The following is a 22,000-nucleotide window of genomic DNA, read 5'->3' as shown; positions in this document are numbered from 1 at the left end:
CAAGGACAAAGTACAAATATTTTTATGAGTTTAGATAAAGCAAGTGGAAAATATCTGCATGAAATTTATACTTTAGCTTGGAAACTAGGTCTTAAATCAACTTATTATTTAAGAAGTCAAAGTCCTGAAGCAAAAAATGATGTAGAAGATAGAAGTATGGAGTGCGCTGGTTGTCAATAAAGACACCATTTACATTTTTTTAAAGGAAAATAGATGGAAAGAAAAATTATATATAACCCAAATTCAAAAGAATCGTTAAACGAAAGAAGAGTTTTTGGTGGAAATAGTGATGGAATGATTAACTTCACTAAAATGAAATATCAATGGGCATTAAATCTTTGGGATACTATGGAAGCAAATACTTGGTTTCCAAGAGAAGTTCAAATGACACAAGATGCAAAAGATTATAAGTATCTAACACCAGCTGAAAAAAGAATGTACGATTTGGTTTTAAGCCAACTTATTTTTATGGATAGTTTACAAACAAATAACCTAATGGATAATATAAATCCATATATAACAGCACCTGAAATAAATGCTTGTTTATCTAGACAATCTTATGAAGAGGCAAATCATAGTAAATCTTATGCTGTTATGGTTGAATCAATCTCTGATAACACAGATTTAATCTATGATATGTGGAAAACAGATGCAAAATTAAAAGAGAAAAATACTTATATTGCAGAAGTTTATAAAAACTTATCTCAAGGTGAATTAACAGATGAAAAACTTCTTTTAGCACTATTTGCTAATCAAATTCTTGAAGGTTTATATTTTTATGCAGGATTTGCAGCTATTTATGCACTTGGAAAAAGTGGTAAGATGCTTGGAAGTTCTCAAATGATTAGATTTATTCAAAGAGATGAAGTTACGCATCTATTACTATTTCAAAATATGATAAATAGTGTAAGAAAGGAAAGACCTGATCTATTTACAACTGAGCTAGAGCAAAAAGTTAGAGCAATGTTTAGAAAAGCTGTTGAACTTGAATCTTCTTGGGGTGGGTATATTACTCAAGGGCAAATTTTAGGTTTTACAGATGCAATAATCACACAATATATTCAATATTTAGCAGATAGAAGACTTGAAGCTGTTGGATATAAAGCAGAATACAGTGTAAAACACCCTATTCCTTGGGTTGATGGTTATGCTTCATTTAATGATCAAAGAACAAATTTCTTTGAAGGAAATGTTGTAAACTATTCAAAAGGAAGCATTGATTTTGATGATTTTTAATTAAATATGTCAAATTTTAGAAAAATATATTTATTGGTTATATTTACAATTTTATTAAACTTTATAGCTATTTATAGTTTTGATTATAAAGAGTTTTTTAGTGATAAAAATGAATTTAAAATCAGTGATGTAGATGATTTTAGTAATATTTTTTTTGGAAAAAAATATCTCTATTCTGACTATACAATTTTAAAACAAAATAATCTTCTTGTACTGAGTGGAACATTTAGTACAAATGCCGTTTTAGAAGAGTTTAAAACGGCTCTTAAAATAAATTTAGATGAAAATATTACTATTGATAAAAGTAGAAAAATAGATTTTGAAACTGCAAATAGAGTTTATAAGATAATAGATTTCTTAAAAGAGTATATGGAAAATGGTTCAAAAATAGTAGTAAAGAATAATAATATAATTTTTGAAGGTGCAGTTAAATATAAAAGATACGCAAGATTAGTTCAAATTTTAGAAAATGAGTTTGAAAGTGATACTTTTTTTGTAGATATTGATACTTTAGAGTTTAATTAAAGATTTAAATACCATTTTAATTTAAAATAATATAGAATATTACCAATTTATTAAAATAAACACAGGGGATATTTTATGATAGAAGTTTATGAATATATAGTTTCAAAACCATTTCTTGTTTTGTTAATAGGAATTTTAATTGGATATTTCATTTCAAGGGGACAAAAAGAGAGATTTAAGCCTATCTCTAACTCTTCAAGTACACAAGAAATAGAAGAAAAAAGAGTTAAAATAAATCCAATTTTTAACAAAAATGCCTCTCTTGATGCAAAACCAATGGTTCTTAGTGCTTCAGCAAAAAAAGATAGTTTTATTAAAATTAAAGGTATTAATGAAGATTTAGAAAAGAGGCTTTATGATTTGGGTATTTATCAATATGATCAGATTGCTACTTGGACAAGTAAAAACTGTGATTGGGTTGAGAGTTTTTTACAACTTCCAGGATATATTAGATCAAATCAGTGGGTAGAGCAAGCAAAAATTCTAAAAACAGGAAGAGAAACAAGCTATAGCCAAAAGCTTTTAGATGAAGAAAATGAAGATAATATCGATTTAACTACAAAATAGTAAATTAAAAAATCTTCTTAAAAAATATCACACTTCATCACTCTTTTAAAATATAATATTAAAAAATCATTATTTAGGTGAATAAAAAGTGTATTTAAAAAAGCTTATCTTATTTTTCTCTTTCACAATAAGCTCATTTTCACAAGAGTTAGAAAATTTATTAGATAATTTAAATAACTACACAGATAAAACTAATTTAAATATAGATTATAAACCAACTGCTATGACTGTTTTATATGCTTCTGATTTAGAATCTTTTGGAATAAATACATTAGGTGAGGCTTTAGATTTTATTCCAGGTATTCAAACATACTCAGGAACTGCATTTGCTCCTTTTATATCAGTTCGTGGACAATCTCAACCTTTAAACTCTGTATATGAAAAAGTTGGATTTTTTATCGATGGTATTAATATTGGCGCAAATAATTTTGAAAATTTTCCTATTAGTTTAATAGATAGAATAGAGATATCAAAAGGTTCAACATTTGGATTAAACAATCCATATAGTTTTGTTGCAAGTATAAACATAATCACTAAAAGTTCTATCAAAAACTCAAATAATATTAGCTTTCAAACAGGAAGCTTTGATAAAAGATTTACATCTTTATCTTTAAGTGAAAAATTGGGCTCATTTGAAATGGGATTAGGTTTTTACTATTTAAAAGATAATAAAAAAGTAGATGCACCAAGTGCAACTTTGACTAGTGAAGCTTTTGGAACTTCTTTTGATAGAAAAAAAGAGTCTTTAGAGGGTAAAGAGGATGTTGGATTTTTATTGTCATTTAAAAATGATAATTTTGAGTTTTCAAATAGATATATAAAAAGTGATAGACAAAATAACTATGGTATGTTTAATTTACTAGATTTTAATGATGATGGATATTCAAAGTATGAAACTATTACAAGTGAATTAAAATATGTACAAGATATTTCACAAAATAATATTCTTGAATCAAAAATAGGTTTTTTACAAAATAATTATCAATTTAATACATATTTCTATAAACTCGAACCAAATAATCTAGGTTTATATAATCCACATTTTAATTTAGATTTTGCACAAAGAGATAAATATCTATCTTTTTTAATAAAAAATAGTACTTTTAATAATCATGAGATTGATTTTGGAGTACATCTTTCAAGAAAATCAACTGTAAAAAATGATTTTTATACAAATGTTGATGAAGATTATAAGATTGGAAGTTTAATTGGAAGCTCATATATTCCAAATACACCTCATCTTACAAAATTAAGTGGTAAAGATGGAAATATTTCAGATATAGAAGATAAAACAAATATCTCTTATTATTTTAATGATACTTACTCTTATAGTGAAAATCTAAGCTTCTCTTTTTTGGCAAAACTTGATGATTTTAAAGAGTTTGATAGTGCTAAAAGTTTTAAACTAGGAACAGTTTATTCAAATGACAGTAAAAATATATATAAATTTATTCTATCAAAATCTAGTAAAACACCATCTTCTATGGAAGATTCAATGGTTGGGCATCTAAGAGTTTATGGTAATAAAGATTTAAAAAATGAAGAGATAGAAAGTGCTGAATTAATATATATTTACAGTGATAACAAAGATAAACTTAAATTAAATCTATTTTATTCTATATATAAAAATGGTATTGATTCAATAGAGTTTGATACAAATAAATACACATATATTAATAAAAATGATGATGAGAAGAATTATGGTTTAGAGTTAGAGTATTCAAAACTATTTGAAAATCGTTCAAAACTATTTTTAAATAGTAGCTATAATATTTTTGAATATAAAAATAGTTATTATAATTTTGATATTAATACACCTGTTGTCTCTAAACTTACAACTACTTTAGGATTTATTTATCCTATAAGCTCAAGATTTACAATAAGTCCACTTTTAAGATATTATGGAGATAAAAATCTATTAAATGGAACAGAGATTGATGATGTTTTATTAACAGATTTAACTCTATCATATAGGTTCTCAAAAGATTCTAAACTATCGTTTGGAGCTAAAAATCTATTTGACCAAAACTACTATTACTACGGAAGTAAAACTAAAGATGAGAAGATGCTAAGAGAAGGAAGAACTTGGTTTACAAGTTTTAGTTATGATTTTTAAAAAAATATTTTTCATAATATTCTTACAATTTTCACTCTTTGCAAATAGTGTATATAATCTAAATTTTTTAGATTTTCAAGCAAAAGTATTTCCAAAAATTATATTACTAGACAATAATTTTGAAAATAAGCTATTAGAAAATAGTGTAGTTCTTACAATTTTATATGAAGAGATAGATTACAGCGCAGTAGAAATTTTAAAAGATAAAATAGAAAAAGAGTACAAATCTTTAAAAGATTATAATCTTAAAGTAAATAGTTTAAAATATAGTGAATTTAATACAAATAAATTAAGTACAGCATATATTTTATTATTAGGAAAAGATAAAAAAATATTAGAAATATCTAAAATTTTATCTTCTAATAGTAGGCTTACTTTTGCTTATGATAATAGCTATTTGGATTTAGGAGTTATTTTTGGACTATCCATAACTTCAAAAGTAGATATACTTTTAAATATTGAAGCTTTAAAAAATAGTAAAATCGAACTTCAAAACTCTATATTTAGTGTGGTAAAAATAAGATGAGAAATTTAAGTATTGTAACTCAAATAGCTATTATCAATATTTTTGTTTTTACTATTTTTATATCAATATTTATATATAAAAATTACGCTATTGTATCAAACCAGTTCGTTTTACTTCAAAATGAAAAGATAGATTCTATTATAAAAACTATAGCTCCAGTAATCTCTATAAATTTAACTCTAGGTTTAGAAAACAATATAAAAGAGATTGTAAATGATAGTATCAAACTACATAAAGAGTTAGTTGGAATTGAGGTAACAAATAGCAAAAATGAAATTGTATATAAAAATATAAATAGTGATATAAAAGATTTAAAAATTTATCATACTATTTTGGAAGATACTATTTTAAAATCAAAACTTGGTGAGTTAAAGGTATTTTATACTTTTTCTTCTATTTACTCAAAACTTTTAACAGAATTTTATCAATTTTTAATTTTTATTGCTATCTTCTTTATTTTTTCTCTATTATTATCTTCATATTTAATAAAATATAATCTAAAGCCACTTATAAAATTGAAAGAGGGTATGAAAAATTATAGCTTAGAAAAAAATAGTACCTTAAAAGAAGATGAGTTTAAAAATGAGATCTCTGTAATAAATAATAGTGCAGTAAAAATGGTAAAAAAAATCGAAGAAGAGCTTGAAAAAAGAATTTTATATGAAAAAGAGATTATGCAAAAAAATCGTCTTGCCTCTATGGGTGAAATGATTGACAATATAGCACATCAATGGCGACAACCTCTTATGAAAATAAATGCAATAGTTTTAAATACAGATAGAAGTATTGAACTTAAAAAATATGATGAACAATATTTACAAAATAGATTAGATGATATATCACAAGCTGTATATCATATGTCAAATACAATAGATACATTTAGAGAGTTTTTAAATCCACACAAATCTAAAGAGAGTTTTGAAATATCAAACTCTATAAATAAAAGTTTAAAGGTTTTAAATACTTTATTAGTAGATATAGAGGTAAATCTAAATCAAAAAGAGATTTATATAAATGCTTATGAAAGTGAGTTTATGCAAGTTATAATATCTATATTATCAAATTCAATAGATATATTTAAAGCAAGAGATATAGAAAAAAAATATATAAATATAGATATTTACGAAGATGATATTCACTATTTTATATCTATAAAAGATAGTGCTGGTGGTATAAAAGAGGATATTATAGATAAAATATTTGAACCATATTTAACAACAAAACATAAAAGTGGAGGTACTGGAATGGGCTTATATATCTCTAAACTTATTATACAAAGTAGTTTCAAAGGTGATATAAAAGTAAAAGCTGTAGATAATGGAGTAAAATTTATATTAGAAATACCAAAAGGAAAAGAGTTTTGAGAGAAAATTTAAAAAATTTTACATTGCTTTATGCTGAAGATGATAAAGCTATTCAAAAAGAGATGTTGGAGTATTTTTCTAGCTATTTTAAAGAGGTTTTTACTGCAAATGATGGTAAAGAAGCTTTAGAAATATATAAACAATATAAACCTGATGTTATGATACTTGATATTTATATGCCTCATTTAACAGGAATTGAATTAACAAAAATTTTAAGAGAAAATGACTATAAAACAAAAATAGTTTTAATAACTGCACACTCAAACGACAGTTTACTTTTGGAAGCCATAAACATAGATGTAAATTACTATTTAATAAAACCAGCAACTTTGAAGAAAATAAAAGATATGCTTGATAAAATCTCTATTGATTTATTAAGAAGCTCTGAAAAAATAGTAAGATTTGATGAAAATATATATTTTAATCAAACTAGTAAAAAACTCTATAATAAAAATATTGAGCTAAAACTTAGTAAAAAAGAGCTCTCTTTGTTAGAACTTTTTATAATAAATAGAAATAAAGATATAACTATTGAAGATATTATGTCTCATTGCTGGAGTGATATTTTTGTTGAAGTATCACTTGATAGTGTAAAATCTTTGGTTAGTAACTTAAGAAAAAAACTTCCAAAAGATACTATTTTAAATGTTTATGGTGTTGGCTACATTTTAAAAAATAGTTAAAATCTTAAATTTAACTATTTTTTTATTAAAAACTTTACACTTCATCACACTCTTTTTCTATAATTCACTTCTAGGAAACAATTTATAGGATATTACATGTTAATTAATTATATAAATCATAACTATCAAAACATTGAGATTGCAAATAAGGGGATTTGCAATTTTATTATATATGAACTAGAAGAAGAGTTTGAAATAGATGATGAAGATAGTTGGATTAAGATCTAACTATATATTTAGGAGTTAGCTTGGAAGATATTATTGTTTCAAAAGATGAGTTATTAGAGCTATTTGAAACAGAAAAAATAATTGACACTGGAAAAGGTTGGTATATGGATAATAGTTTTGTAAATATTATCGCACTACATGAGATTGAACCAAAGTTTCTTCAAAATATTACAAATGCTAAGTTTTATAAAATAGCAAAAAAATAGATAGTTTTAAACTTTTTTCAAATTCCATTTAAAAATTTCCAAATTTCTTAAAAAAAGTCTAAAAACATCACACTTCATCACACTCTTTATCTATAATTAAGAAAAGTGATATAGAAATAGAGTAAGGAGAAGATATGTATTATAAAAACCGATTTAGAATATTAAAAGGTGGGCTTATCTCACTAGTAGTTGCTTCAAATCTGTATGGTGCCCCAAGTGGAGGAACAGTTGTAAGTGGAACTGCAACTATTTCTCAAAATGCAAATACTACAAATATAAATCAAAGCTCAAATAAAGCCATAATAAACTGGCAAGATTTTTCTATAAAATCAAATGAAACTGTAAACTTTAATCAACCAAATGTAAACTCTATAACTCTAAATAGAGTAATTGGAAATGAAAAATCTATTATAGATGGAGCATTAAACGCAAATGGACAAGTGTGGCTTGTAAACTCAAATGGAGTTTTGTTTGGTAAAAATGCAAAAGTAAACACTGCAGGAATTGTTGCTTCTACAAAAGATATCTCAAATGAAGATTTTAATAATGGAAACTATAACTTCAAAGGTAACTCAAATGCCTCTATAGTAAATGAAGGAGAGATAAAATCTCTAGCAAATACTCATGCAACATTTATAGCTAATAGTGTAACAAATAAAGGGAAAATAGAAGTACATAAAGGAACTATAAACTTAATAGGTGCTTCTGATGTAACTTTAACTTTAAATGAAAATCAAAATATATCTTTGAAAGTAAATAAAGGTGTACTTGATGCCCTTGTAGATAATCAAAACCTTATAGTTGCAAATGGTGGACAAATATATCTTACAACAAATGCAAAAGATGAATTGCTTAAAGGTGTTGTAAATCATAGTGGAATAATAGAAGCAAACTCTTTAGATGAATTAACACAAAGTGAAGTAATACTATTTGCTCACGGAGGAACAACAAATGTAGATGGAAGCATAATTGCTAAAAACTCTTTTGTTGAAACAAGTGGAGAGAAATTAAATGTTACTTCAAATACAAAAGTTGTTGCAAAAGATTGGTTACTAGATCCTACTGATATGAAAATAGAATCAACAGGTGGAAGTGTTCTTACAGGAGAGAGTGTTAGTGCAACAGCCATTCAAAATAATTTAGAAACTACAAATGTACACTTACAAGCAGATAACAATATAACTGTAAATCAAAATATCACTTGGAGTACAGATAAACAGTTAAAATTAGAAGCAGATAGTATAAATGTAAACGCAACAATAAATAATACAAACCAAACAAATGGTGGAGTATATTTTAATGCAACTAATACAACAGATAAAGTAGTATTTGATACAAATGGAAAAGTAGTAGTAAATAATCTGTATCAACTTCAATGGATGAATACAGCACTAAATGGAAAATATGAATTAGGAAGTAATATAGATGCAGGTGTTACAAAAACAGATACAGCAAATTGGGGAACAACAGGATTTAATCCTATAGGAGATTATTCAAATAATTTTAATGGAACATTTGATGGCTTAGGTTTTACTATCTCAAATTTATATATAAATCGTCCTTCTCAATATGATGTTGGATTATTTGGATATACAAACAATGCAACTATAAAAAATATTGGGATTAAAGATGTAAATATTATTGGTTTTTGGCGGGTAGGAGGTTTGGTTGGAGTAAATGAGAATGGAACAATTTCAAACGCATATGCTTCTGGAAGTGTAAATGGAACTGATACTGTAGGAGGTTTGGTTGGAGTAAATGCTGGAACAATTTCAAACTCATATTCTTCTGGAAGTGTAAATGGAACTCATTATGTAGGAGGATTGGTTGGATATAATTTTGGAACAATTACAAACTCATATGCTTCTGGAACTGTAAGTGGAACTGCTAATAATGCAGGAGGCTTGGTTGGAAGAAATGATAGTGGAACAATTTCAAACTCATATTCTACAGGAACTGTAAGTGGAGTTGAAATTATAGGAGGCTTAGTTGGATACAATTTTGATGGAACAATTACAAACTCATATTCTACAGGAACTGTAAGTGGAGTTGAAATTATAGGAGGCTTAGTTGGACAAAATTTTGATAATGGAATAATCTCAAACTCTTATGCTTCAGGAACTGTAAGTGGAACTGATTTAATAGGAGGCTTGGTTGGATATAATTTTCTGGGAAGAATTGAAAACTCTTATGCTACTGGAACTGTAAGTGGAACTGGTGATTTTGTAGGAGGCTTGGTTGGATTTAATGATAATGGAACAATTTCAAACTCTTATGCTACTGGAAGTGTAAATGGAACTAATTCTGTAGGAGGCTTGGTTGGATTTAATGATAATGGAATAATTTCAAACTCATATGCTACTGGAACTGTAAATGGAGATTATAGTATTGGAGGTTTGGTTGGATTTAATGATAATGGAATAATTTCAAACTCTTATGCTTCAGGAACTGTAAATGGAAGTAATAATGTGGGAGGATTGGTTGGATACAATTTTTATGGAACAATTACAAACTCTTGGTATGATAATAGCATACATTCTATAGGTTCTTACGGAAAATCAAAAGCAGAGATTTTAAGTGCATTTTCTGGAAAAACTGGTTGGGAAACAACAGGTGGAAGAAGTAGTGTTGCTGGATATGAGATATTATTATTACCATATTTAGTAGGTGTTACAAAAGATGAATATAAATCTAAATCTATACTTTTTTCTGGTGGATTTGGAACAGCAGTAAATCCATATACTATTACTAACTGGACACAGTTACAAAATATAAATAACTCAAATATTGTAAGTAATAGTTACTATTTTAATCTTTTAAACAACATAAATAGCTCAACAACTGGATATATGGGAAATAGTGGAGCTGGTTGGAATCCAATAGGAAATGGTACAAATATTTTTACAGGAACATTTGATGGAAAAGGTTTTACTATTTCTGATTTATATATAGACAGACCAACTCAAGGTTATATTGGACTATTCGGCTATATAGAAAAAGCAGCTATAAAAAATATTGGATTAGAGAATATAAATATTATTGGAAATAATAATGTAGGTGGATTGGTTGGACAAAATAGTGGAACAATTTCAAACTCATATGCAAGTGGAACTGTAAGAGGTGGTACTACTTCTTATGTAGGTGGATTGGTTGGAGCTAATGATAGAACAATTGAAAACTCATATTCTCTTGGTTCAGTGGGTGGTCTTGGTGGTTCTTTGGTGGGTGGATTGGTTGGATGGAATGAAGGAATAATAGAAAATTCATATGCAAGTGGAACTGCAAGCAGAGGAGGAGGTGGTGATAATACAGGTGGATTGGTTGGATTGAATTATGCAACAATTACAAACTCATATTATGATAGAGAGACAAATACAAACTCTATGGATGATAGTTCTTATGGAAAAACAAAAGCAGAAATATTATCTTCATTTTCAAATGTTAGTGGCTGGGGAACAACTGGAGCTGGAGATAGTGTTGAAGGATATGAAACAGTACTATTGCCATATTTAGTTGATGTTACAAGAGATGAAGATAAATCTAAATCTATACTTTTTTCTGGTGGATTTGGAACTTCTTCTAATCCATATACTGTTACAAACTGGACACAGTTGCAAAATATAAATAATTCAAATGTTGTAACTAGTGGATACTATTTCAATTTAATAAATAATCTTAGCAATCAAACTGCTGATTATATAAATTTAGCTAGTAATACAGCAAACGGTGGATTGGGGTGGAATTCAATAGGTAAAAATGCAACTAGAGCTCTATTTCAGTTTGATGGTTTAGGAAATACTATTTCAGATTTATATATAAATAGACCAAATGAATATTTATCTGGATTATTTGGTCATACCCAATCTGGTTCAAATATTCAAAATATTGGACTTTTAAATGTAAATATTACTGGAGGAAGTTTTACAGGAGGACTAGTTGGGGCTAATTATTTTACTAATATTACAAATTCCTACGTTACTGGAACAGTAATTGGAAATGATATAAATATAGGAGGTTTGACGGGGAGTAACTCTGGAACAATTTCAAACTCTTATACAAATGTAAATGTAAGTGGAAATGGTCAAAATATAGGAGGTTTAGTTGGAATGAATCAAAAAACAATCATAAATTCATATGCAAGTGGTTTTGTAACTGGAAATACTCAGGTGGGAGGTTTAGTTGGGTATAATTATTTTGGAACAGAAACAATCACAAACTCTTTTTATGATAAAACAAAAAATCCAAATTATAATAATGGTTTAGGTATAGGAAAAACAACAGCCGAACTAGAAGATATAAATACTTTTAAAAATGCAGGTTGGAGCATAACTGCTGATAGCACTTTAGCAAAAGGAACTCCTATACTTAAAAATGGTTCTTGGGTAATTTATGTTGCACCAACACCAACACCAACACCAACACCAACACCAACACCAACACCAAATCCAACACCAAATCCAACACCAACACCAACACCAACACCAACACCAACACCAACACCAAATCCAACACCAAATCCAACACCAAATCCAACACCAACAGACAATAATCAAAAACCAAAAGTAGATGAACAAGTACAAAGAGTAGTAGCTAGTATAGAGCCTAGTACTAACTCAAACTCAAACTCATCTTCAAACCAAAGTTTGCCAAATAGTTTAAATAGCAATATAAGAACTCTATCTTTTAATGGTGTAGATGAAACAAGAGTTATAAATGGTGGTGTAAAAATGCCTGAAAATATAGCAAATGAAGAGGATATTATAAAATGAGAAATATAATTAAAATATTTGGTTTATCAATACTAAGTAGTGTTGCTCTTTTAGGAGCAACACCTATAATAAATAGTGGAAATATAGAAAAACAAATTCAAGCACCAAGAGATATACCAACTTTAAAAAAAGATGATATAAAAATTGAAGGTATAGAAAATGATAGTTTAAAAAGTAGCGATAGCTCTAAAACGGTATTTATAAAAGATTTTACTTTTGCTGGAAATAGTGCTATTTCTAATGAAGAGCTAAAACAGAGTTTAAAAGCTTATGCAGGAAAAGAGTTAAGTTTTAATCAAATTCAAGAAGTATTAGCAGTTGTTACAAAAGTTTATAGAGATAAAGGCTACTTTGTTGCACGTGCATATTTGGGTAAACAAGATTTAGTTAAAAATGATAATACCCTTTTTATATCAATAATTGAAGGTAAATATCAAGAGATAAAACTAAATAATAACTCTCTTGTAAATGATAACTCTTTACAAGCTATTTTAGATAATGCAAAATCAAATGGTATTATAAATGTTAAAGATATAGAAAGAGTACTACTTTTAATAAATGATAGAAATGGAGTAGAAGTATCTAACTCTGTAGTTGAAGCTGGCAAAGAAGTAGGGAGTAGTAATTTAAATATAGATACAACTTCTACAAAAAGAGTAGATGGATATATAGTAGCAGATAACTATGGAAGTAGATACACAGGTTACAATAGAGTTCAAGGTTTGATAAATATAAATAGCCCTTTTAATATAGGTGATAAAATATCTATCTCTGGTTTAGTTTCAAATGGAGCTGATTTAAAAAATGGAAAAATAGCTTATGAATTGCCTTTAAACTCTTATGGTTTAAAATCAGACTTTGCATATACAAGAACAAACTATAATTTAGTAGAAGAGTATAAATCTTTAGATGCAAAAGGTAACTCAAATATATATGAAGCTGGATTATCTTATCCACTTCTTAGATCTACAAATGAGAATTTATACTTAAAAGGTAAATACTATCATAAAGATATGAATGATTATATGAGTGGAAATAAAGATGAAGATAAATCTATAAACTCATTTGTAACTACTTTAGAATATGATAAAAATTACTCTATTGGAACTTTACCAGCTAGAGTCTTTGCAAATTTAAATTTAACAACTGGACACTTAAGCTCAAAAAATAGCAATCCAAATAATGGAAACTATAATAAAGTAGATACATATATCTCAAATGATATATACTTTAATGAGATATTCTCACTAAATACAAACCTAACAGCTCAAAAAGTATTAGGAAATAAAAACCTAGATGGTAGTGAAGATTTAAGTTTAGGTGGACCAAATGCAGTTAAACTATATCCATATAGTGAACAAAGTGCAGAAAATGGATATATAGCAAGCTTTGAACTATTTTCAAAACTTCCTAATATTGCTTCATATAATCACAAAGTTGGACTCTTTTATGATATGGGAAATGTATATCAAGAAAAAAATCTTGATACAACATTTCAAAGAAAAACTCTACAAGATATTGGTTTGGGATATTACTCATCATTTGATGATTTCTTTTTAAGAACACAAATAGCTTGGAATTTAAACTCAAAACCAATAAGTAGTGAATATACAAATCATAAAAATAGTAAGTTTTTAGTTCAAGTGGGGTGGGTGTTTTAACAAATTAAAAATGGGATTTAAATCCCATTTTAATTATCTATCTTTACTAAATATCTTCCAACAGCCTTTGAATTTAAAAGATTTGAATAGGCATCTTTTATATCATTTAGTTTTATCTCTTTAGTAATTAAATTTAAATTACCAACTTTATATATTGATGCCAATTTTTCCCAAGCATCTTGTTTTTTATCTAAACTGCACTCAACACTATCAATCCCAATTAATCTAACACCTCTTAAAATAAAAGGGAATACATTTGTATGTAAATCGCTTGATGATGTAAGTCCACAACAAGTAACAACTCCATCATAGTTTGTCTGTTTTAAAGCTGTTGATAAAATTTCTCCGCCAGTTGTATCAATTACAGCACTATATTTTGTAGGTAAAAGAGCTTTTTGACTATCTTTTAGGAAATCATTTCTTAAAATAACCTCTTTTGCTCCAATATCTTTTAGAAACTCAATGCTACTCTCTTTTCCTGTAACTGCCATGACATAAAATCCTAAATTATTTAAAATAGTAACCGCTAAAGAACCAACTCCACCTGTGGCACCTGTAACTAAAATATGGCTACCTTTAAAATTTTTAATATGATTTGTAATCTCATTGATACTTAGTGCTGCAGTTAATCCTGCTGTACCATAAATCATTATATCTTTATCACTTAATTTATCAGGAGTTTTTGCTACCCAGTTTGATGGTACTTTTACATATTGACTATGTCCACCATTACTATTCATTCCAAAATCATAACCAGTTACTAATACTCTATCCCCTACTTTAAATTTTAAAGATTTAGTTTCAACTATTATTCCAGCAACATCTACTCCAGTAATATGAGGAAATTTTTTTGTAACTCCAGGGTGCCCAATTGAACTAAGAGCATCTTTATAATTTAAAGATGAATATGTAGCTTTTATAATAACTTCATTTTCACCACATATTGGTTTTTCTATCTCTTTTACACTTGAAGAGATGTTTCCATTTTCATCTTTTTCTACTACAAAAGCTTTCATTTTAACTCCTTTAGTTTTTTAATAAATCCTTTAGGCTATCTTGAGGTTTTTTACCATCTAAAATTAGTTTTATCTCTTTTGCTATTGGTGTATAAATATTATGTTTATTGGCAAGTTTATCAATAGCATAAGCTGTTTTAACACCCTCTGCAACCTCCCCTAATTCTTCTAAGATATCTTTTAGCTCTTTATTTTTTGCTAAGCCTAAACCTACTCTAAAGTTTCTACTCATAGTTGAATTTGCTGTTAAAAATAGATCTCCAGCACCACTAAGACCTAAAAATGATGAGTTTTTTGCTCCAAAATGTTTTCCAAATCTTTGCATCTCTACTAAACCTCTTGCAATTAAAGATGCTTGAGCATTTTTTCCAAGATTTAAACCTTCACAAATTCCACTTGCAATTGCAAGAACATTTTTATAAGCTCCTGCAATTTCAGCTCCTATTACATCAGAGCTATAGTAAGTTTTTATAAAATTTGGGAAAAAAGGGCTAAATTGTCTATATAGTTTTTTTGATTTTGAGTTTATTACAAGGGCACAAGGAAGAGCTTGTATAACCTCAGCAGCAAAGGATGGTCCTGAGATAAATCCAATATTTTTATCTGGAACAAAAGATTCATAGATTTCATTTAAAAAATCTCCACTTGAAGCCTCTATTCCTTTACTTGCAACTAATATTTTTTGATTATTAAAAACAAAGTTGTTTTCTAACCAAGCTCTTATCTCTTGAGCTGGGATTGCAATTACTAAATATTCACAAGATAGTGCAAACTCTAAATCAACAAAGTTTTTAATCTCTCTTTTTGTTCTTGAAGTAATATAACAATCTTGTTTAGCACTTAGTGCAAAATGAAGAGCTTGTCCCCATTTTCCAGCACCTATAACTGCAATCTTACCTTTTTGCATTATTTTGATAATCTCTCTTTAATTAGTTCATTTACTTTTTGAGGATTTGCACTCCCTTTAGATGCTTTCATAGTTTGACCTACAAAGAATGCAAACATCTTCTCTTTTCCAGCTTTGTACTCTGCTACTTTATCTGCATTTGAAGCTAAAATTTCATCAATAATAGTTAATATTGCTCCATCATCACTTACTTGCTTTAAACCTAACTTCTCAATTGCTTCATCAACATTTTTTGAACTATTCTCAATTAAATAATCTAAAACCTCTTTAGCGGCTTTTCCAGAGATTGTACTATCTTCTATTCTTTTTACAATTGTAGCTAGTGTTTTTGCATCAATTGGTGATTGCTCAATAGTAATCCCCTCTTTTAATCTTCCTTGAAGTTCAACTGTTAGCCAAGTTGTAGCATTTTTAGCACTAATTCCTTCACTCATCATCTCATCAAAATAGTTTGCCATCTCTAAAGATGAAGTTATAACAGAAGCATCATACTCTTTTAGTCCATACTCTTTTACAAATCTCTCTTTTTTCTCATCTGGAAGTTCTGGAATTTTAGAGTACTCTTTAATCATCTCATCACTAATAATTAAAGGAAGCAGATCTGGATCTGGAAAATATCTATAATCAGCAGCATCCTCTTTTCCTCTCATAGATCTTGTCTCTCCTGTAGCTGTATCAAAAAGTCTTGTCTCTTGAACAATCTTCTCTTCATACTCTCCATCTTCCCAAGCCTCTATTTGTCTATTTACCTCATATGCAATTGCTTTTTCAATAAATCTAAATGAGTTCATATTTTTAATTTCACATCTTGTGTAAAATTTAGTATCCCCTTTTGGTCTTATAGATACGTTAACATCACATCTAAAACTTCCTTCTTGCATATTTGCATCACTAATTCCTAAATATCTTACAATTGAGTGAAGTTTTTTAAGATATAAAATAGCTTCCTCAGCACTTCTCATATCAGGCTCACTAACAATTTCAAGCAAAGGTGTTCCTGCACGATTTAAATCAACTTGTGAGTGGTTACCACTATGGATATTTTTTCCAGCATCATTTTCTAAATGAGCTCTTGTAACTCCAATAGTTTTACTTCTTCCATCAGCAAAATCAATAGTTAATTCACCAAGCCCAACAACTGGGATGCTTAATTGTGATATTTGATAACCAGTTGGTAAATCTGGATAAAAATAGTTTTTTCTATCAAAAATTGAGACTTTGTTTATCTTTGATTTTAGTGCAGTTCCAAGCATAATAGCTTTATGAACTGCCTCTTTATTTAAAACAGGAAGTCCTCCTGGAAGTGCTAGACAAGTTGGACAAGTATTACTATTTGCCTCTTCTCCAAAACTTGTTGCACAAGAACAAAATAGTTTTGTTTTTGTATTTAATTGTACGTGAACTTCTAATCCTATAACTATTTCAAACATATTATTTGACATCTAATTTACTCCTTATCTTATTACTTTAATATCTGCTGTTAATTTCTGTTTTTCAAAATGTTGTTCTAAAAACACTTTTTCTCTTTGTTCCATAATTTCATTAAAAATTCTATCTTTTACAATATCAAAATTTATAGCCTCATTTCCTTCTCTATTCTTTATATATAAAGATATATATTGATTATTCAATGTAAATATTGGAGTAAAAGATCTATTTTTAGTAGTAGTTAAAACATATTGTAGTTGTGCATTAATATCTTTACTATCAATTTTTAGTTCACTTACTGTTACTGCTGGTATAACCTTCATTGGTGTTGAAATTTTTTCAATTAAATCCTCTTTATTTGAAGAGCTATATTGAGTCACATAAAAATATTTTGAAGTTTGATATTGTGAAATATTTTTTTCATAATATAACTTTACATCATCAATTGTAGCAATAGCAAGTTGCCCACGAACAAGTTTTTTGATTAGTTTTTGTCTAATAACACTATCTTTTACTTCATTTTCAAAATCATTATAGTTTGGATATTTTTGTTTAATAATTGATTTAAAACTATAAACATCCATTCCATTTGAATTTGCAAGTTTTTCAATCTGCTCATTAATATCAAATATATCAGCACTTATATTGTTTTGTTTTACAAGTTGCTCAAAAAGAGTTTTATCTATTAAATAAGAGACAGAGCTATTTTCATCAACTCCTCTTTTTTTCATATCCTCTTTTATATCATATATAGTTATTGGATCTTCATTTACTAATACAGCTATTCCATTTATAGTATTAGCTAAAGTAAAACCAATAAAAAGAGAAAAAATTAATAAAATTTTTTTCATAGTGAGAATTTTCCTTTTTAAATAAAGATATTATTTTATCAAAACACTCTTAAGTTTTAGGAAATTTGCTCTATTTTTACCCCATTGTCTTTTAAAAATTTTGAAACTATATCTGAATTTGTGTGTTCATAAGATTTTTCATAAACAATTCTTTGAATACCACAAGCAATAATATTTTTAGAGCATTCGCTACAAGGCTCAAGTGTTACATATATTGTTGCTCCTTCTATTGCTATTCCTTTTCTTGCAGCCCAAATAATTGCATTCATTTCAGCATGAATTTCATAAGTCTTAGACCATTCGTGATGATCTTTTGTATATTCGTCATTCCAATAATTACAACAATTTTGATATCCAGCTGGCGTTCCATTGTAGCCAGTTGATAAAATTCTTCCATCTTTTACAATAACAGCACCAACTTGTTTTGATACACATTTTGAAGCCTTTGCAATCTCTTTTGCAATATTTATGAAATTTTTATCACTTATCATCTTTTATCCTAAATTTTTTTGGTATTTTAGCTATTTTTCTTAAAAAAAGCTTATTTTTTATAATAAAAGAATTAAAATTAGAAATATTTTGATATTATTTGAGAAATTTTTGAAAAAAAGGTACAAAATGGATTTTAAAGATATCAAAGAACTAATTAGAGTTTTTGACAAAAGTGAACTTAATAAGTTAAGAATAAAAGAGGCAGATTTTGAAATCTCTATGCAAAGAGGTTTTGAAGGAGGAGTTACAACTGTAGCTACAACTCCAATGGTATCTGCACCTGTTGCTTCTATTGCACCTACTTCTTCTGTTACAACATCTTCTGTTGCGCCTGAAATAGCAAAAGATGATAGCAATGCTAATTCAAATGGAATTACAATAAACGCTCCAATGGTTGGAACTTATTACTCTGCTCCATCTCCAGATGCTCCACAATTTTGTGCAATTGGTGATATAGTTAGAAAAGGTCAAACTTTATGTATTCTTGAAGCAATGAAAATTATGAATGAGGTTGAAGCTGAATTTGACTGCAAAATTATAGATATATTAGTACAAAATGGATCACCTGTAGAGTACGATATGCCAATTTTTGTTGTAGAAAAAATATAAGAGCTTAAAATGGCAGAAATTAAAAAAATATTAATTGCAAATAGAGGAGAGATTGTTCAAAGAGCTATTAGAACAATCAGAGAGATGGGGAAAAAATCTGTTGCAATATATAGTGCTGGTGATAAAAATGCCTCTTATTTAAAACATGCTGATGAAGCTGTTTGTATTGGTGGAGCAAAATCAAGTGAATCTTACTTAAATATTCCAGCAATCATAACTGCAGCTGAGATGACAGGTTGTGATGCAATTTTCCCTGGATATGGATTTTTATCTGAGAATCAAGATTTTGTTGAGATTTGTAAACTTCACAATATTAAATTTATTGGTCCATCTTCTGAAGTTATGGAAAAAATGGCTGATAAATCAAAAGCTAAAGAAGAGATGGTAAGAGCTGGAGTTCCTGTTGTGCCTGGAAGTAAAGGTGCTGTTAGAACTTTAGAAGAGGGTAAAAAGATTGCAAGAGAGATTGGGTATCCAATTATGGCTAAAGCTGCTGCTGGTGGTGGTGGAAGAGGTATGAGACTTATTAAAGAGGAAAAAGACTTTGATCACCAATATTTAGCGGCTTCTAGTGAAGCATTAGCAGCTTTTGGTGATGGAACAATGTATTTAGAGAGATTTATAAACAATCCAAGACATATTGAAGTTCAAGTTTTAGGTGATTCTCACGGAAATGCAATTCATGTTGGTGAGAGAGATTGCTCTTTACAAAGAAGACATCAAAAAGTAATAGAAGAGTCACCTGCAATTTTGTTAAATGATGAAACTAGAGCAAAACTTCACGAAGTTGCTGTAAAAGCAACTAAATATTTAAAATATGAAGGTGCTGGAACTTTTGAGTTTTTAGCAGATGATAAACAAAATATCTATTTTATGGAGATGAATACAAGACTTCAAGTTGAGCATCCAGTTTCAGAGATGGTTTCTGGAATAGATATTGTTGAGTGGATGATAAAAGTTGCACAAGGAGAAGAGCTACCTTCTCAAGATAGTATTAAATTTAGAGGTCATGCAATTGAGTGTAGAATTACAGCCGAAGATCCAAATACATTCTTACCGTGTCCTGGAAAAATAACTCAATGGATGGTTCCTGGTGGAAGAAATGTAAGAGTTGATTCACATATCTATGCAAACTATATTGTTCCTCCATATTATGACTCAATGATAGGAAAACTTATTGTTTGGGGAAGAGATAGAGAAAAAGCTATAAATATTATGAAAAGAGCTTTAAATGAGTTTGAAGTTACTGGAATTAAAACAAATATTCCATTCCATCAAAAAATGATGCTTAACAAAGATTTCATAAATAATAACTACGATACAAAATACCTTGAAGATTATAAAGGTTTAGATAGTATCTAAAAATTTAAGAGAGTTCTCCTCTCTTAAAGCAAAACTTAATACAAACTTAGATAAAATCCGCCAATTTATACACATTTATATGCCTATCTTTTTTTAAGATTTAGTAATTTTATACTAATAACTTACATAATTTTTATATTTGATTATCCATTATAGGAAGGTTTTTTAATATAAGAGTGTATATTTAAAATATATACTTAAGGATAAAAAGTGACTTTTCAAGATTTTAATTTTAAAGAAAAATTACAAAAAGCAATAGACGAAGCTGGTTTTAAAGAACCAAGCCCAATACAAGTTGATGCAATACCACATATTTTAGCAGGTAAAGATATGGTTGGACAAGCTCATACAGGAACAGGAAAAACTGCAGCATTTGGATTGCCAGTTTTAAACCAATTAACAGGTAAAAATGCTGAAGCAGTTGTTATAGTTCCAACAAGAGAACTTGCAATGCAAGTCTCAGATGAGTTATTTAAATTTGGAAAACTTTTAGGAATTAATACTGCAACTGTTTATGGTGGACAATCATACTCAAGACAATTAAAATTAATTGAAACTGCAAGTATTATTGTAGCAACTCCAGGAAGATTTTTGGATTTACTAAGAAGTGGACAAATAAAAATTCAACCAAAATTTGTAATTTTGGATGAAGCTGATGAGATGCTTGATATGGGATTTTTAGATGATATCAAAGAGATATTTACATTTTTACCAAGTGAGAGACAAACTCTACTTTTCTCTGCAACAATGCCAGTAGCAATAAGAAATCTTGCAAAAACAATTTTAAAAGAGCCAGAGTTTGTAACAATTACGAAATCAGATGTTACAAATAAAAATATTACGCAAACTTTTTATGTTGTAGATGAGAGAGAAAGGGATGATGCACTAATAAGACTTTTTGATTATAAAAATCCAAAAAAATCTATTATATTTTGTAGAACAAAAAAAGATGTTGATAGATTATCTACATTTTTAATCTCTCAAGGTTTTATGGCTAAATCTCTTCATGGAGATATGGAGCAAAAACAAAGAGAAGAGGCAATTAAAGCATTTAAAACTTCTAAACTTGAAATTCTAATTGCTACAGATGTTGCAGCACGTGGATTAGATGTTAATGATGTAACACATGTATTTAATTATCATTTACCATTTGATGGTGAATCTTATGTTCATAGAATTGGAAGAACTGGACGAGCAGGTAAAGAAGGAGTTGCAATATCTATTGTAACTCCACATGAGTTTAAAACTCTTCAAAGAATTGAACATACTATTGGAACTAAGCTTGAATCAAAAGTTGTACCAAATATTAGTACAGTAAAAGAGAAAAAAATAGATGATTTAAAAAAATCTATTATTACTCAAGAGATAAAAGATTATGCAATTGAATTAGTTGAAAGTTTAAAAGAAGAGTTTGATGTTTCAACAATTGCATTTAAATTAGCTTCAATTATTGC

Annotated in this window: 20 protein-coding genes; 15 read left to right on the top strand and 5 right to left on the bottom strand. The window is 28.1% G+C overall.

Annotated elements, in window-relative coordinates; all coding sequences use genetic code 11:
• From WC168_RS05440 to WC168_RS05385, 12 genes are all read left to right on the top strand, one after another.
• Positions 1-180 (top strand): hypothetical protein (locus WC168_RS05440; RefSeq protein WP_372617991.1); only part of this gene is annotated, 180 nt, incomplete at its 5' end.
• Positions 181-213: 33 nt separating this feature from the next.
• Positions 214-1,236 (top strand): ribonucleotide-diphosphate reductase subunit beta, encoded by a 1,023-nt coding sequence (locus WC168_RS05435; RefSeq protein ID WP_372617989.1) that lies wholly within the window; start codon positions 214-216, stop codon positions 1,234-1,236.
• Positions 1,237-1,242: 6 nt separating this feature from the next.
• A complete protein-coding gene (locus WC168_RS05430; RefSeq protein ID WP_372617987.1) occupies positions 1,243-1,761 on the top strand; it encodes a hypothetical protein in 519 nt (172 codons plus the stop codon).
• A 75-nt stretch (positions 1,762-1,836) separates the two neighbouring features.
• On the top strand, positions 1,837-2,328 hold the full coding sequence (locus WC168_RS05425) for a hypothetical protein (RefSeq protein WP_372617985.1): 492 nt from the start codon (positions 1,837-1,839) through the stop codon (positions 2,326-2,328).
• Positions 2,329-2,416: 88 nt separating this feature from the next.
• A complete protein-coding gene (locus WC168_RS05420) occupies positions 2,417-4,444 on the top strand; it encodes a TonB-dependent receptor (RefSeq protein ID WP_372617983.1) in 2,028 nt (675 codons plus the stop codon).
• Complete coding sequence (locus tag WC168_RS05415; RefSeq protein ID WP_372617981.1) at positions 4,434-4,970, top strand: hypothetical protein; 537 nt, start codon at positions 4,434-4,436, stop codon at positions 4,968-4,970. Before WC168_RS05420 ends, WC168_RS05415 begins: the two co-directional genes overlap by 11 nt.
• Complete coding sequence (locus WC168_RS05410; RefSeq protein WP_372617979.1) at positions 4,967-6,334, top strand: ATP-binding protein; 1,368 nt, start codon at positions 4,967-4,969, stop codon at positions 6,332-6,334. Before WC168_RS05415 ends, WC168_RS05410 begins: the two co-directional genes overlap by 4 nt.
• Positions 6,331-7,017: a response regulator transcription factor gene (locus WC168_RS05405; protein ID WP_186984654.1), complete on the top strand. Its 687-nt coding sequence runs from the start codon at positions 6,331-6,333 to the stop codon at positions 7,015-7,017. The genes WC168_RS05410 and WC168_RS05405 overlap by 4 nt, the downstream gene beginning before the upstream one ends.
• Before the next feature lie 96 nt (positions 7,018-7,113).
• A complete protein-coding gene (locus tag WC168_RS05400; protein WP_258315514.1) occupies positions 7,114-7,245 on the top strand; it encodes a hypothetical protein in 132 nt (43 codons plus the stop codon).
• Positions 7,246-7,265: 20 nt separating this feature from the next.
• A complete protein-coding gene (locus WC168_RS05395; protein ID WP_105909689.1) occupies positions 7,266-7,451 on the top strand; it encodes a hypothetical protein in 186 nt (61 codons plus the stop codon).
• A 134-nt stretch (positions 7,452-7,585) separates the two neighbouring features.
• Entirely contained in the window at positions 7,586-12,220 is a 4,635-nt protein-coding gene (locus WC168_RS05390) for a beta strand repeat-containing protein (protein ID WP_372617977.1), read from the top strand.
• Positions 12,217-13,881 carry a ShlB/FhaC/HecB family hemolysin secretion/activation protein gene (locus tag WC168_RS05385; RefSeq protein WP_372617975.1) on the top strand — a complete coding sequence of 555 codons (1,665 nt, stop codon included), beginning with the start codon at positions 12,217-12,219 and terminating at the stop codon, positions 13,879-13,881. Before WC168_RS05390 ends, WC168_RS05385 begins: the two co-directional genes overlap by 4 nt.
• Before the next feature lie 29 nt (positions 13,882-13,910).
• Here the strand turns inward: WC168_RS05385 and WC168_RS05380 are convergent, their stop codons facing one another.
• From WC168_RS05380 to WC168_RS05360, 5 genes are read right to left on the bottom strand one after another with little or no spacing between them, the layout of a single operon-like run.
• Complete coding sequence (locus WC168_RS05380) at positions 13,911-14,897, bottom strand: YhdH/YhfP family quinone oxidoreductase (RefSeq protein ID WP_372617973.1); 987 nt, start codon at positions 14,895-14,897, stop codon at positions 13,911-13,913.
• Positions 14,898-14,907: 10 nt separating this feature from the next.
• On the bottom strand, positions 14,908-15,804 hold the full coding sequence (locus tag WC168_RS05375; RefSeq protein WP_066160656.1) for an NAD(P)H-dependent glycerol-3-phosphate dehydrogenase: 897 nt from the start codon (positions 15,802-15,804) through the stop codon (positions 14,908-14,910).
• Complete coding sequence (gene gatB / locus WC168_RS05370) at positions 15,804-17,234, bottom strand: Asp-tRNA(Asn)/Glu-tRNA(Gln) amidotransferase subunit GatB (protein WP_066160765.1); 1,431 nt, start codon at positions 17,232-17,234, stop codon at positions 15,804-15,806. Before gatB ends, WC168_RS05375 begins: the two co-directional genes overlap by 1 nt.
• A 24-nt stretch (positions 17,235-17,258) precedes the next feature.
• Positions 17,259-18,083, bottom strand: a complete 825-nt coding sequence (locus WC168_RS05365; protein WP_372617971.1) for a peptidyl-prolyl cis-trans isomerase — start codon at positions 18,081-18,083, stop codon at positions 17,259-17,261.
• 56 nt (positions 18,084-18,139) lie between these two features.
• On the bottom strand, positions 18,140-18,574 hold the full coding sequence (locus tag WC168_RS05360) for a deaminase (RefSeq protein ID WP_125296041.1): 435 nt from the start codon (positions 18,572-18,574) through the stop codon (positions 18,140-18,142).
• A gap of 127 nt (positions 18,575-18,701) precedes the next feature.
• Between WC168_RS05360 and accB the strand changes: the two genes are divergently transcribed.
• The 3 genes from accB to WC168_RS05345 all read left to right on the top strand — a co-directional run.
• Complete coding sequence (gene accB / locus WC168_RS05355; protein ID WP_066160665.1) at positions 18,702-19,184, top strand: acetyl-CoA carboxylase biotin carboxyl carrier protein; 483 nt, start codon at positions 18,702-18,704, stop codon at positions 19,182-19,184.
• 9 nt (positions 19,185-19,193) lie between these two features.
• Positions 19,194-20,546 (top strand): acetyl-CoA carboxylase biotin carboxylase subunit, encoded by a 1,353-nt coding sequence (locus WC168_RS05350; protein ID WP_066160668.1) that lies wholly within the window; start codon positions 19,194-19,196, stop codon positions 20,544-20,546.
• Between the two features lie 210 nt (positions 20,547-20,756).
• A partial coding sequence (locus WC168_RS05345; protein WP_372617968.1) for a DEAD/DEAH box helicase occupies positions 20,757-22,000 on the top strand: 1,244 nt, incomplete at its 3' end.

Origin of the sequence: Aliarcobacter sp. (assembly GCF_041672065.1) — a bacterium.
GTDB lineage: Bacteria > Campylobacterota > Campylobacteria > Campylobacterales > Arcobacteraceae > Aliarcobacter > Aliarcobacter skirrowii.
This window is presented reverse-complemented; position numbering and strand designations above follow the sequence as displayed.